This window comes from Riemerella anatipestifer (genome assembly GCF_009932355.1).
GTDB classification, from domain to species: domain Bacteria; phylum Bacteroidota; class Bacteroidia; order Flavobacteriales; family Weeksellaceae; genus Riemerella; species Riemerella anatipestifer_E.
Genome location: NZ_LEKU01000014.1, coordinates 83,863 through 98,544, shown reverse-complemented (window position 1 = coordinate 98,544; position 14,682 = coordinate 83,863). Strand labels below are relative to the sequence as shown.

Genomic DNA, 14,682 nt, shown 5'->3' with positions numbered 1-14,682 from the left:
GATTTAGTAGGAAATCTCAACTATTAGAAAAAAGATTTTGTTTATCTTTGCTCTATGACTGAGAACACCGATAAAAAATTATATCTTGTAGATGCCTACGCAATGATTTTTAGAGGCTATTATGCCTTTATCAGAAATCCTAGACTTACCACTGGTGGATTAGACACTTCCGCTATCTATGGTTTTACTAATTCTCTTATTGAGTTAATTAAAAAGGAACGTCCTACTCACTTAGCCGTCGTTTTTGATGTGGGGAGACAAAATGTAAGACACGAAGATTTTTCTGACTATAAAGCCAACAGAGCTGAAACTCCAGAGGCAATAAAAATTGCGGTACCTTACATTCATCGTATTTTAAAGGCAATGCATATCCCAATTTTAGGAGTAGAGGGCTACGAGGCAGATGATGTTATAGGTACTATTGCAGGCAAGGCAGAGAAGCAAGGTTACGAGGTGTTTATGGTAACGCCAGATAAAGATTTTGCACAACTCGTTACAGAGCATATAAAAATCTATAAACCAGGATTAAAAGGTGGTGATGTTGAAATCTTAGGTGTAAAGGAAGTTTTAGAAAAATACGAAATAGAAAACCCTAAGCAGATTATAGATTATCTAGGAATGATGGGTGATTCGGTGGATAATATCCCTGGGCTTGAAGGAGTGGGAGAGAAGACTGCAAAAAAATTCATCAAGGAGTATGGCTCTATGGAAAATCTTCTAGCCAATACTCATCAGCTTAAAGGTAAATTAAAAGAAAAGGTGGAAGCCTCTGCAGAGCGTGGTCTAATGTCAAAAAAACTAGCCACCATACTTTGTGATGCTCCCATAGAGTTTCATCAAGAGGAATACGATTTAGAAACACCTAACTTTGAAGAGGTAAAACAAATTTTTGAAGAGATAGAATTCCGAAGATTGTACGAAAATCTTTACAAAGCCTTCTCTACTGAAAAATCAGTAGAGGAAAAAAAATCGGATAAAGATTCTGTTCAGTCGCCAGTACAGTTAGATTTATTTTCAGATTTTGAAGCGTTAGAACAGACTACAACTACCAAACATACTATAGAAGACCGAGAGCATCTCTATCAATATATAGATACAGAAAAAGGTCAACTTTTGCTCCTACAAAATCTATTGAAACAAAAAGCGGTTTGTTTTGATACAGAAACCACCTCTTTAGATGAGATGGAAACAGAGCTTATAGGCATTAGTTTCAGTTATAAAAAAGGCTTGGCTTATTATGTCCCAATCCCTGAAAATAGAGCGGAGGCACAGGCTATTGTAGAGCGTTTTCGTCCGTTTTTTGAAAAGGAAAGTATCTTAAAAATTGCTCATAATTTAAAATACGATTACAAAGTACTCCTAAATTACGACATAGAGGTTAAAGGCAATTTATTTGATACAATGATTGCTCACTACCTGCTCAATCCTGATGGCAGACACGGTATGGATTATCTTTCTGAAATGTACCTTAACTATAAGCCTATAGCATTAGAAACTTTAATTGGCAAAAAAGGAAAAGGGCAAAAAACATTAAGAGAAATTGACCTACCGACACAAACACAATACGCTGCAGAAGATGCTGATATTACCTTTCAGTTATACGAAATTTTTTCGCCTCAACTAAGAAAAGAAGAAGTAGAAGAGGTATTTTATAAGATAGAAATGCCTTTAGTTAAAGTATTAGCTAAAATGGAACTTGCTGGTGTAGCTTTGGATAAAGAATGGCTAAAAGATGAAAGTATTAGCTTAGAGCAAGATTTAAAGATTTTAGAAGGACAAATATTTGAACAGGCAGGAGAAGAACTAAACATTAACTCACCTAAACAATTAGGAGATATATTATTTGAAAAATTAAAACTAGACCCTAAAGCTAAAAAGACCAAAACAGGACAATATTCCACATCAGAAGATGTTTTACAAAAACTTTCTCATAAACACGAGATTATCAAGTTAATTTTGGAATACCGACAATTACAAAAACTAAAATCCACTTATGTAGATGCTTTGCCAAATCAAATAAGTCCAATAGATGGCAGAGTACATACCAGTTTCGCCCAAACAGTAGCCGCTACTGGGAGATTAGCTAGTAATAATCCTAATTTACAGAATATCCCTATAAGAACGGAACGAGGACAACAGGTAAGAGGTGCTTTTGTAGCTCCAAAAGGTTCTAAAATTGTTTCAGCCGACTATTCTCAAATAGAACTTCGTCTTATTGCAGAAATTTCTGGAGAGGAAACTATGATAAACGCATTTAAGGAGGGGCAAGATATTCACGCTTCTACGGCTTCCAAATTGTTTGATGTTCCTTTGAGTGAAGTGTCCAAAACTCAAAGAAGCCAAGCCAAAACAGTTAATTTTGGTATTATTTATGGGCAAAGTGCTTTCGCTTTAGCAGACCAAACAGGTCTTTCTAGAACTGATGCCAAACAACTCATAGATTCCTATTACGAAACTTATCCAAAGTTAAAAGCCTTTATGACAGAGCAAGTTCAAACGGCTAGAAAAAAAGGTTATGTAGAAACTATAATGGGAAGAAAAAGACACCTTAAAGATATAAACTCTAACAATTTTATAGTAAGAGGACATGCAGAAAGAAATGCTGTAAACGCCCCAATACAAGGTAGTGCTGCTGATATTATAAAACTGGCAATGATAAAAATAGATTCTGAAATAAAAGCTCAAGGTTTAAAAACCAAAATGCTTTTACAGGTACACGATGAATTGGTATTTGAAGTCCCAAATGAAGAGATAGAGGTTGCGACTACTTTAATAAAACAAGAAATGGAAACTGCTTATTCTACCAAAGTACCATTGCTTACAGAGGTTGGGGTAGGAGATAATTGGCTAGAAGCTCATTAAAAAAATAGACTAATTTGAGATTCCTTATCATCATACCAGCACATAATGAAGAAGATAGTATTTTGCTATGTTTAAAATCTTTAGCAAAACAGACTTATCAAAATTTTGACTGCATTGTTGTAAATGATGGCTCTACAGATAAAACAAAAGAGTTGGTAGAAAGTTTCATTAAAGATAACCTTTCTTTTAAACTCAAAAATTTAGAATCTTCCTTTCATCAGCCTGGGGCAAAGGTCGTTCAAACTTTTTATCGAGGTTTAGAAGAGGTTTCTTTAGCTGATTATGATGTTATCTGCAAATTCGATGCTGATATTATATTTCCATCGCAATATTTAGAAAACATCAATAAAATCTATACAGAAAATCCTAAAGCTGGTATGGTCTCTGGATTGGTATATATTCAAAATGATAAAGGAGAATGGATTTATGAGAATTTATCCTCAAAAAATCATGTCAGAGGTCCTATAAAATCTTACCGAAAAGATTGTTTTTTAGCAATGAATGGACTTCGCTCCGTATTGGGTTGGGATAATATAGATGTGATGTTAGCTCAAATGAATGGTTATGATATTATCACCATTAAAAATCTTTGGGTAAAACATTTAAGACCTACAGCTTATAAATACAAATCTCAAAAAGCTGAAAAATTGGGAGAATATTTCTATAATATTGGGCTTAATCTTCCTCTAGCTATGATATCATCTGCGAAGTCGTCTTTTAAAAACGGTTCATTTTCAGAATTTTTTATAACAATGAAGAGCTTTTTATCTCAAAATAAGTCCTTACAATTAACTCAAGAAGAAATTAAATTCATCAGAAAGTTGAGAAACCCTCTACAAAAAATATTTAACAGACAATAAATATATCATTTAGTATATATGGAATTAACTTACGAAATTTCAGGAATAGAAATTAAAACCTTTTACGGAGTTCAAAATCAGTTTTTTAATCTGATAAAGTCTTCGTTTCCGACGCTTAAAATAACAGGGAGAGACCATTTTATATTCGCTATGGGAAATCCCGAAACTTTGGAGGTACTAAAAGAAAAATTGGACGATATTGTAAAATTTATCACTAAACATAATATTATTACTATCAAAGATGTAGAAAGTATCTTGATGATAAAAGACGAAAAAGAAAAACAACTTGTCTTTGATCAAGATATTATTGTGAAAGGAGTCCAAGGGAAAATCATTAAGGCTAAAACTACTAACCTTAAAAAACTCGTAAAGGAAACCGAAACAAAAGATATGGTATTCGCCATAGGTCCTGCAGGAACAGGAAAAACTTATACCAGTGTAGCTTTGGCAGTAAGAGCTTTAAAGGAAAAACAAGTAAGACGAATTATCCTCACACGCCCTGCGGTGGAAGCAGGGGAGAGCCTTGGTTTTTTACCAGGAGACTTAAAGGAGAAACTAGACCCTTATTTACAACCGCTTTATGATGCTTTGCGAGATATGATACCACACGAAAAGCTAGAAGGGTTTATTGAGAAAAAAGTGATAGAAGTAGCACCTTTGGCCTTTATGAGAGGGCGAACTTTGGACGATGCTTTTGTCATCTTAGATGAAGCACAAAATACAACCCATGCCCAAATGAAAATGTTTTTAACAAGAATGGGAATGAATGCTAAATTCATAATTACAGGCGACCCTACACAAGTAGATTTACCATATAAGCAAAAATCAGGCTTGAAAGAAGCTATGCATATCCTAGAAAACATTAAGGAAATAGGCTTTGTATATCTCAACGAAGCCGATGTGGTAAGGCACCCTGTGGTTAAAAAGATAATCTCTGCTTATAATGAGGAAGAAAAAAGACAGAGTGCAAAGGAATATGATAAATGAAGAGATTAAATTAGAATATGATAAAAATCATTTTGGTTTTAGAATAATATATATATCTTTGCGAAATAAAGAAACGAATAAAACTTTAAAACAATGAAAAAACTATTTTTAGTAGGTGCTTTAGCACTTTTCGGAGCAATGAACGCTCAAACAGAAAAAGGATCTTGGGTTGTAGAAGGTAAAACCAATTTAGGATTTAATAGTGTGTCAACTAAGGTAAAGTATGATGGAAAGTCTTACGATGCTGGTAAGGTTTCTACTTTTAACATTAGTCCTAGTGTTGGATATTTTGTTATGGATAACTTAGCTTTAGGATTAGAGTTTAACTTTTTATCTTCTAAGGAGGGGAATAGTTCTTCTAGTACACTTTCTTTCTTACCTAACGCAACTTACTATTTTTCTACAGGATCTCAATTCAGACCATATTTAGGAGTTGGAGTAGGATATGGTAGCAATACTACGGGTGATGTATCTGTAGGTGGTTTAGCTTGGGGAGTTAAAGGTGGTGGAGTTTACATGTTAAATAAAACTGCAGGTATAAATCTAGGTCTAGGTTACAGCCAATTCAGTACAACTAACAATAACCTAACTACAACAGCGGGTGCATTTGGAGTTAACGCAGGTTTCTCTTTATTCTTCAAATAATCTAAGATTTATAATAAAAGATAGTTAGAGCAGTCTAAAGGGCTGCTCTTTCTTTTATATTCCGATAATAAAATAGACTAACTTTAGTCTATTTTTTGTATTTTTGGGGCAAATTGGAATAATGAGAAGATTTATTGGTTTTGTGCTATTTTCTGTGCTGTTAGTTAGCTGTGGAACTTCTAAAAGATCCACAACTACAAGCAAAGTTAGTAAAGTTGCATCTAAAACATTATCTTCAGAAAATTCAGGAGTAGTTACTAAAGAGGCTAGAAAAATAATTAAAACAGCCGAAAAATATTTAGGTGTTCCTTATAAGTATGCAGGAAATACTTCATCTGGTTTTGATTGCTCTGGTCTAGTTTCTAAAGTTTTTATAGAGAATAATAAAACCCTTCCTAGGCGTTCAACAGATCAGGCATTGGAGGGGACTAGTATCTCTGTTAAAGAAATTAAAATAGGAGATTTAGTTTTTTTCGCAACTATGGGAGGTGCTAAAGTCTCTCATGTGGGTATTGTTCATACCATAGAAACTGATGGAGAAATTAAGTTTATTCATGCTTCGACTTCTAAAGGAGTTATTATTTCGTCTCTAAACGAAACTTATTGGAACAAATCTTTTTTATTTGCAAGAAGAATACTTTAATATAAAATACAAATATGTCATTACAACAAACAATAGAAAATCTTTGGGAGAACAGAGATTTATTACAGAATGAAGAAAACCAAAAAGTAATTAGAGAAGTTATTGCTAAACTAGACAAGGGAGAGCTTCGTGTAGCTGAACCTACGGCTAACGGTTGGCAGGTAAACGAATGGGTGAAAAAGGCGGTAGTAATGTATTTCCCTATTCAAAAGATGGAAACCATCGAAGTTGGACCTTTTGAGTTTCATGATAAAATGCCTTTGAAAAGAAACTACGCCGAAAAAGGGGTAAGAGTAGTGCCTCACGCGGTGGCTAGAGAAGGAGCTTATATAGCTTCTGGTGTTATTATGATGCCATCTTATGTAAATATTGGGGCGTATGTAGATAGTGGTACTATGGTAGATACTTGGGCTACAGTAGGCAGTTGTGCTCAAATAGGTAAAAATGTACATCTAAGTGGAGGAGTTGGTATTGGTGGTGTTTTAGAGCCATTACAAGCAGCACCTGTAATTATAGAAGACGATGTTTTTGTGGGATCTAGATGCATTGTAGTAGAAGGTGTACATGTGGAAAAAGAAGCGGTTTTAGGTGCTAATGTGGTACTAACAGGTTCTACTAAAATTATAGATGTAACAGGAGAGCAACCAATTGAATATAAAGGGAGAGTACCAGCTCGTTCAGTAGTAATTCCAGGAAGTCTTACTAAAAAATTCCCTGCAGGAGAGTATCAAGTACCTTGTGCTTTAATTATAGGAAAAAGAAAAGAGTCAACAGATAAGAAAACCTCTCTTAACGACGCTCTAAGAGAGAATAATGTAGCGGTATAATATGGCTATCCCAAAACAAATATTTCAGACTTTTAAAACTGATAAATTGCCATGGCTTACCCGTTGGCATATTAAGAGAATGCTTAGGAGAAATCCTGAGTATTCTTATTATTTTTATGATGACGAGAAAATAGAGGATTTTTTTAAAAATGAATTTCCAGAATATTACAAAGCTTACAAAAGTTTAACGGTAGGAGCTGCTAAAGCGGATTTTTTTCGTTATGCCATTCTATATAAAAAAGGAGGCATTTATTTGGATATTGATTGTAAGTTGGTAAGTAAATTTGATGAATTCATTTTAGATACAGACCAGGCCATTATAAGCAGAGAGCGAGTAAAGGTATTCTACACCCAATGGGCTTTAATTTTTAATGCTGGACATCCTTTTCTAAAACGAACGCTAGAAATTTGTTATGAAAATATCAAAAACCATCGTTATCCGCACAATGTCCATAAAACCACAGGTCCTCCTGTATTAACCCAAGCAATACAAGAATGTTTACAAGAAAATCCAAATATAAAATACCGAGAAATGGGAGAGGAATACGAAGGACGTATAGAGGATAAATATAAATTTGCTAAATTTTTTCTATATAGAAATAAAAAAGAACATTGGAATCAAAAACAGTTGAGCCAAGATATCATTAAACCTTTTGAGGAATGATTAAAATAGCCTTCGATGCCAAAAGATTTTTTCATAATACCTCAGGTCTAGGGAACTATTCTAGAGATTTGGTAAGGATTTTGGCTTCAGAATTTTCGCAATACCAATACTATCTTTTAGCTGAAAAAATAAGTGAAAGAGGAAAAGATATTTTAACATTACCAAATGTTGCTTTTAAAGAAATATCCAAAGGATTTTTAGCGAGGCAAAGGCAAATGGGAACTGATGCTCAGAATTTAAAAGCCGATATATTTCACGGACTTTCTGGAGAACTCCCTTTGATATGGAATGATAGAACAATTAAAAAAGTGGTAACTATTCATGATTTAATTTTCTTGCGTTACCCTCAGTTTTATTCTTTCTTTGACAGGAAAATTCATTTTTGGAAATTTAAAAAAGCGGCTCAACAGGCAGATGTTATCATTGCTATTTCGGAGCAAACAAAAAGAGATATTATTAAATATCTAAATGTTTCTGAAAAGAAGATAAAAGTAGTCTATCAAGGCTGTCATAAAGCTTTTAAGAACCCACTAAGCCCCAGCGAGCTTACTAAAATTGCTGTAAAGTATCAGTTACCAAAGCGTTTTTTACTAAATGTTGGCACGATAGAAGAACGGAAAAATTTACTTAATGTCATTAAGGCTTTAGATGGTACAGGTATCCCTTTAGTGGTAGTAGGTAGAAAAACAAAATATCAAAAAGAAGTTGATAAAACACTAGCTCAAACCAAAGTAGAAGTCCATTTTTTAGAAAATGTATCTATGGAGGAGCTGGCTGGGATTTATCAGTTGGCAGATATATTTATTTATCCCAGCCTTTTTGAAGGTTTTGGCATTCCTGTTATAGAGGCTTTATATTCAGGCACTCCTGTTATTACGAGTAATATAAGCAGTATGCCAGAAGCTGGTGGTCCAGATTCTACTTACATCAATCCGCAGAATATATCAGATATTAAATCCAAAATCCTATTTCTATGGAATAATGAAGCGGAAAGAAAACGCCGTTTAGAAAAGGGATTAGACTATGTGCAGAGGTTTAATGATGAAAATATCGCTACCGACTTAATGGAAGTTTATAAGGAGGTACTAAGTTAACTACAAGTTAAAATTAAAAAAGAATTTAAAATATTAAGTTCAAATTTGTATTTTTGTGCAAATCGTTACTTAAATAAAAAAACAAAAAATAATGAGAATACTAATCGTTGGAAATGGAGGTAGAGAATCTGCTCTAGCTATGAAACTCAAAGATGATAAAAGAGTTACCCAAATGTATTTTGCTAAAGGCAATGCCACTACGCAAGCCCTAGGTAAGACAGCACACGAAACTGATATTAAATACCTAAGAGATTTTGCTATCAAAGAAAAAATAGATTTAACTATTGTAGGTCCAGAAGCTCCACTGGTAGACGGTTTAGTAGACGAATTTAAAAAGTTTGATTTAAAAGTTTTCGGTCCTAACCAAAAGGCAGCTAGCCTAGAAGGAAGTAAAGCATTTTCTAAGAAATTTATGCAGAAACATGGCGTTAAAACGGCTGTTGCAAAAGTTTTTGATGCTTACGAAGAAGCTAAAGAATATCTAAATAACAAAAACTATCCTTTAGTAATCAAGGCAAGTGGTTTGGCAGGAGGTAAAGGTGTAGTTATTTGTGAAGACTATGATGAAGCATTGGCTACCCTTGATGATTTTATGATTAGAAGAATCTACGGAGATGCAGGGATTAGAGTCATTATAGAGGAGTATTTAAGAGGGTTTGAAGCTTCTATCATTGCTTTCTCTAATGGTAAAGAGCTTTTCCCTTGTATACCAGTAAAAGACTATAAGAAGGTAGGAAACGGAGATAAAGGAGCAAATACAGGAGGAATGGGGAGTGTGGCTCCAAGTCCAGAGTTTACAGAGGCTCACATGGAAGACTTTAAGAAAAATATACTTAATCCAACCATTCAAGGGCTTAAAGCTGATGAACTTGAGTTTAAAGGATTTATTTTCTTCGGTCTGATGGTAACAGCTGATGGTTGCTACTGTTTAGAATACAACATGAGGTTAGGTGACCCTGAAACACAAGTAATTATGCCATTGTTAGAAAATAATCTTATTGATGTTATTGAAGATTGTTTAGCAGGTAAAGAAGTTGAACTTAAATTTAAAGATGAGAAAGCAGTTTGTTTGGTAATGTGCTCTGGAGGTTATCCTAGAAATATAGAAACAGGATACGAAATTACAGGCTTAGATAAGGTAGAACATAGCCAAGTGCTATTTGCTGGGGCTACTAGACAAGGGGAAAGAATCATTACTAACGGAGGACGAGTGATTAATTTTATAGCTACAGCTCCAACTTATGAGGAAGCACGAAAGAAAGTTTATGCTGATGCCCATACAGTAAATTTTGATTATGCTTTTTATCGTGATGATATTGCTAAATTTTAATCAGATTATAATTATATAACCAAATATTGAAAAGTAATTATGTGAAATTTGTTAATAATTTCCATATTTACTTTTTGTCTAAATAAACCATCTATGCAAAACGGAATTATCATATTAGACTTCGGTTCTCAGTACAACCAACTGATAGGAAGACGTATTAGAGAAATGGAAGTTTATTCTGAAGTACTACCTTACAATACACCTATTGAAGTCATATTAGAAAAGAACCCCAAAGGGATTATCTTATCTGGTGGACCTAGCTCTGTAAATGCGAAAAATGCTCATTTGGTAGACAAAGCTTTGTTTGAACAATCAATTCCTGTATTAGGAATCTGCTATGGTATGCAGTTAACAACTCATCTACTGGGAGGCACTGTTAAAAAAGGTATCAAAGGAGAATATGGCAAAGCTGAGCTTAAAATACAACAATCTTCTAAATTATTTCAAGGTGTTTCGGAAGAAACTATCGTTTGGATGAGCCATTTTGATGAAGTAGAAGTAGTACCAGAAGGTTTTACTATTAACGCTAAAACAGAAGTAATTTCAGCTATTTCTAACGAAGATAAAGATATTTACTGCGTTCAGTTTCATCCAGAGGTTTCTCATACAGAAGAAGGTGTTAAAATGTTAGAAAACTTTGTCTTTAATATATGTAAGGCAGAGAAAAACTGGAAACTTACTAGCTATATAGACCGTACTGTAGAGGAAATTAGACAAAAAGTTGGTAATCAAAAGGTGATATTAGGGTTATCTGGAGGTGTAGATTCTTCTGTAGCAGCAGTTTTAATACATAAAGCGATTGGCTCTCAACTGACTTGTATTTTCGTAGATACAGGGCTTTTAAGAAAAAATGAAGCACAGAAAGTAATGGAGAATTATGGTTCTCATTTCAATCTTAACATTAAGCTAGTAGATGCTTCGGAGAGATTTTTATCAAAATTAAAAGGTATTTCAGACCCTGAACAAAAACGAAAAATCATCGGAAATGAGTTTGTAGCTGTTTTTGATGAAGAATCTCATAAGATAGAAGGAGTTAAGTTCTTGGCACAAGGAACAATTTATCCGGATGTGATAGAATCTCAATCGGTTAAAGGTCCATCTGCGGTTATAAAGTCTCATCACAATGTAGGTGGTTTACCAGAGGAAATGGATTTTGAACTTTTAGAACCTTTGAGGGAGCTTTTTAAGGATGAAGTAAGAAAGGTAGGAGAGGAGTTGGGTATTCCGCATCATTTAGTTTATAGACATCCATTCCCTGGTCCTGGATTAGGCATTAGAATTTTGGGTGAAGTAGATGCTGAAAAAGCTAAAATATTGCAAGAAGCCGATGATATTTTTATAGAAGAACTTTATAAAAATGATCTATACGATAAGGTATCTCAGGCGTTTGTGGTATTACTTCCTGTAAAATCCGTAGGGGTAATGGGGGACGAAAGAACTTATGAATACACAGCTGTGGTGCGTTCTGCAAATACAATAGATTTTATGACGGCAACCTTTAGTAAATTCCCTTGGGAGTTCTTAGAAAAAGTATCTAACAGAATTATAAATGAAGTTAAAGGTATCAATAGAGTAGCTTATGATATCTCTAGTAAACCACCTGCAACTATAGAATGGGAGTAAAATTTAAGTTAAAAAATAGATTATATGTTTTTAAATATTTTAGAACATTCATTCACTAAGAGTGTAGGCTCTGCTTGGGATAAAACTTATGAAAAGTTAGAAGCATGGCAATTAGCTGTATTCTCCAATATCCCAAATTTTATTGTGGCTATTCTTGTTTTTACGGTATCCTTGTTTTTATCTAGGCTTATTTATAAACTTGTTATAGGTTTGCTTCACAAAACATCTCTGCAAGATTCTGCTAAGAATGTAGTTGCTAGAATGGTTTCCATAGGTGTTATTATGCTCGGAATTATACTTGTTTTAGTAGTTCTTAATCTCAATGGTGTACTAAATACAATTCTTGCAGGTGCTGGGGTTATGGGGTTAGCTGTAGGTTTAGCATTACAAGGCACGCTATCTAATACTTTTTCTGGGATTGTACTTTCTTTAGTTAAAAATATCAGGATTGGAGACTGGGTATCGTCAAACAATTTCTCTGGTCAAATTGTAGATATAGACTTTAGAATGACGACGATAAAAGATATAGATAATAATATTGTGTTGATACCTAATAAATTGGTATTAGATTCTCCACTGAAAAATGCTTCTTTAACTCAGCAGAGACGACTTATCTTAACCTGTGGTGTTGGTTATGAGTCTGATTTAGATAAAGTTAAAGAAATTAGTTTAGAAACAGTAAAGAAAACGGTTGAACACTTAGTAGAAGGGGAAGAGATTGTATTTTTGTACACTTCGTTTGGAGATAGTGCTATTGATTTTGAAATAAGATGTATGCTCAATGTTAATTCTGGTTTGCAAGTAGCACAACAAAAAAGTAATCTTATTACTGCCCTAAAGAAAAGATTTGATGAGGAAGGTATCAATATACCTTTCCCTATTAGAACTTTCAAATTTGAACAATAAAGAAAAAAGCCTTGCAAGTTACTAGCAAGGCTTCTTTTTTTATTTCATATCGTACATTACCATTGCAGTCATTAGTTTTGGAGATATTAGAGTGGATTTTGGTGGCATTTTTTGATTTAAGTCGGAGATTTTAACTAAGTCATTAAAACTCACTGGATAAACCCCAAAAGCAACTTGATATTCATTTGAGTCTACCTTGTCTTTTAATTTTAGTATTCCGTTAATATCAGAAGTTCCCTTTAGAAATTTAACTCTATCCGAAATCTTAGAGTTTTCTATACCTAAAATTGGCTTTAGAATAAATTTTTCTAAAAGGTAATGGTCCATACTATCTAACCCTTCCTCCGTAGGACGAAGGTCGTGCTTAATGTGTAGACTGTAAAACTTCCCATCTAGATACATACTGATATGGAATTTTTTAGAAGGGAAATAAGGCGTTTCTCCCTTTTCATAGATAAGGAAATCTTGCTCCAATCGTTTTAAGAAGTCTTCCTTAGAAAATCCATTAAGGTCTTTTATCAATCTATTGTAATCGTGTATTTTTATAGATTGATTAGATACAATGAAACTATAAACAAAGTTATAACCTTCTGTACCTAAACTCTTTTTGTTTTTCTCTCTTTGTAGTTTTGCATTCAATGCAGCAGAGCCAATTCGATGGTGTCCGTCGGCTATGTAGAAAGAGTCTATTTGGTCTATAACTTCTTTAAACTGTTGGAGTTTTAGACGGTTATCTATTTTCCAAACTTTATGACAAATATTTTGGTCATCTTTGAAGTTTATAATAGGAATGTTTTTTTCCTCAAGGTTCATCAACATTTCTACCTTTGAATTTGCTGGATAAGTAAGGAGTACAGGTTCTGCTTGTAGTTCTACTTTACCAAGATATTCGGCTAACCTCTCCTTTTTATGTGTAATAGTAGCCTCGTGCTTTTTTATTTTGCCATTCCAAAAATCTTCTACAGAAACTAATCCTAACAAACCTCTGAAAACAGTTTTGTTAGGCATTATTTGCTCGTATAAGTAGTAAGAAGCAGCATCTTGCATAAGATTACTCTTTGCTATTTCTTCGTAGTTATTTCTTACCTTTCTTAAATTTCTGTTTACATCTTTGGATTTACTGCATATATAGGGCTTTACCATATTGATGTAGCTTCCTTCTATGTTAGCTTTTTCGGCTATTACATCATCAGTATAGTTATCCAACGGGCGAGTGGGGAATATGTTGATGTACTCACTTCTTGGTCTTACTCCTTTAAATGGTTTGAATGTAGGCATTTTACGAATTAAAGTTTATAATTTGTTGGGCAAGTTCTGTTCCTATTCTTTCTTGAGCTTCAAGAGTGTTGCCTCCTAGATGAGGACTTAATGAAAGGCAAGGATTCATAAGTAAAGATAAAGATGGTTCTGGTTCGTTCTCAAAAACATCTAGAGCAGCACCTGCTATTTTACCGTTTTCAATAAATTCTAGTAATGCTTCCTCATTAAGTACGCCACCTCTAGCCGTATTTACAATAAATACACCATCTTTCATACATTCGTACTCAGCAGAATCTAGTATATATCCTTCTGTTTTAGGTGTGTTTATTGTAATGAAATCAGACGAAGACAGTAACTTAGACAAATCGTTTGTAGTTTCTATTTCAAAATCAAGACTTCTCCCATCAAAAAAGTTGAGAGAAATAGTTTCTTTTCTAGCTTTTCTAGTGTAGGCTATGATATTCATTCCTAGGGCAATGCCTATTTTAGCCACTTCTTTACCAATACTTCCTAGACCTATAATCCCTAACGTTTTTCCTGAAAGTTCCACCGCTTTAGTATAGGCTTTTTTCAAATCTTTAAACTTGGTATCTCCTTCTAGAGGCATCATTCGGTTAGATTCGTGTAAAAACCTTGCCAAAGAGAAAAAATGAGCAAATACCATCTCTGCCACAGATTTAGACGAAGCTAAAGGGGTATTGATGACTTTAATACCTTTGGATAAAGCATAATCTACATCTATATTATCCATTCCTACACCACCTCTACCTATTATTTTGAGGTTAGGGCAGGCATCTATCAAGTCTTTTCTTACTTTAGTGGCACTTCTTACAAGAAGTACATTTATATTATTTTCATTTATAAAGTTGGCTAATTGCTCTTGAGCCACACGATGCTCAATAAACTCTATTCCTGCATTTTTTAACATGGTAATCCCTGCATTGGACATACCATCGTTAGCTAATACTTTCATATTACTCA

13 protein-coding genes are annotated in these 14,682 nt (G+C 33.9%); 11 read left to right on the top strand and 2 right to left on the bottom strand.

The genetic code is table 11. The features are described from left to right. The first annotated feature begins 54 nt into the window (after positions 1 to 54). The 11 genes from polA to GXW81_RS05670 all read left to right on the top strand — a co-directional run bounded on the left by polA (position 55) and on the right by GXW81_RS05670 (position 12,441). Positions 55 to 2,862: a DNA polymerase I gene (gene polA, locus GXW81_RS05720; RefSeq protein ID WP_154136879.1), complete on the top strand. Its 2,808-nt coding sequence runs from the start codon at positions 55 to 57 to the stop codon at positions 2,860 to 2,862. Between the two features lie 14 nt (positions 2,863 to 2,876). Beyond that, positions 2,877 to 3,722, top strand: coding sequence for a glycosyltransferase family 2 protein (locus GXW81_RS05715; protein WP_161531561.1), 846 nt, complete (start codon positions 2,877 to 2,879; stop codon positions 3,720 to 3,722). An 18-nt stretch (positions 3,723 to 3,740) separates the two neighbouring features. Continuing rightward, positions 3,741 to 4,709 carry a PhoH family protein gene (locus tag GXW81_RS05710; protein WP_154136881.1) on the top strand — a complete coding sequence of 323 codons (969 nt, stop codon included), beginning with the start codon at positions 3,741 to 3,743 and terminating at the stop codon, positions 4,707 to 4,709. A 93-nt stretch (positions 4,710 to 4,802) separates the two neighbouring features. After that, positions 4,803 to 5,354 carry an outer membrane beta-barrel protein gene (locus tag GXW81_RS05705; RefSeq protein WP_154136882.1) on the top strand — a complete coding sequence of 184 codons (552 nt, stop codon included), beginning with the start codon at positions 4,803 to 4,805 and terminating at the stop codon, positions 5,352 to 5,354. A gap of 121 nt (positions 5,355 to 5,475) precedes the next feature. After that, entirely contained in the window at positions 5,476 to 5,997 is a 522-nt protein-coding gene (locus GXW81_RS05700) for a C40 family peptidase (protein WP_154136883.1), read from the top strand. A 14-nt stretch (positions 5,998 to 6,011) separates the two neighbouring features. Continuing rightward, a complete protein-coding gene (locus tag GXW81_RS05695) occupies positions 6,012 to 6,824 on the top strand; it encodes a 2,3,4,5-tetrahydropyridine-2,6-dicarboxylate N-succinyltransferase (protein ID WP_154136884.1) in 813 nt (270 codons plus the stop codon). Position 6,825: 1 nt separating this feature from the next. After that, on the top strand, positions 6,826 to 7,488 hold the full coding sequence (locus GXW81_RS05690; RefSeq protein WP_161531560.1) for a glycosyltransferase family 32 protein: 663 nt from the start codon (positions 6,826 to 6,828) through the stop codon (positions 7,486 to 7,488). Continuing rightward, on the top strand, positions 7,488 to 8,582 hold the full coding sequence (locus GXW81_RS05685) for a glycosyltransferase family 1 protein (protein WP_161531575.1): 1,095 nt from the start codon (positions 7,488 to 7,490) through the stop codon (positions 8,580 to 8,582). Before GXW81_RS05690 ends, GXW81_RS05685 begins: the two co-directional genes overlap by 1 nt. Positions 8,583 to 8,673: 91 nt before the next feature. Then, positions 8,674 to 9,912, top strand: coding sequence for a phosphoribosylamine--glycine ligase (gene purD / locus GXW81_RS05680; RefSeq protein WP_161531559.1), 1,239 nt, complete (start codon positions 8,674 to 8,676; stop codon positions 9,910 to 9,912). Between the two features lie 93 nt (positions 9,913 to 10,005). Beyond that, a complete protein-coding gene (gene guaA / locus GXW81_RS05675) occupies positions 10,006 to 11,535 on the top strand; it encodes a glutamine-hydrolyzing GMP synthase (RefSeq protein ID WP_161531558.1) in 1,530 nt (509 codons plus the stop codon). Positions 11,536 to 11,559: 24 nt separating this feature from the next. Next, entirely contained in the window at positions 11,560 to 12,441 is an 882-nt protein-coding gene (locus GXW81_RS05670; RefSeq protein ID WP_161531557.1) for a mechanosensitive ion channel family protein, read from the top strand. A 39-nt stretch (positions 12,442 to 12,480) separates the two neighbouring features. Here the strand turns inward: GXW81_RS05670 and GXW81_RS05665 are convergent, their stop codons facing one another. After that, on the bottom strand, positions 12,481 to 13,719 hold the full coding sequence (locus GXW81_RS05665; protein WP_161531556.1) for a DUF1015 domain-containing protein: 1,239 nt from the start codon (positions 13,717 to 13,719) through the stop codon (positions 12,481 to 12,483). A gap of 1 nt (position 13,720) precedes the next feature. Further along, positions 13,721 to 14,674 (bottom strand): D-2-hydroxyacid dehydrogenase, encoded by a 954-nt coding sequence (locus GXW81_RS05660; protein ID WP_161531555.1) that lies wholly within the window; start codon positions 14,672 to 14,674, stop codon positions 13,721 to 13,723. Positions 14,675 to 14,682: the final 8 nt, after the last annotated feature.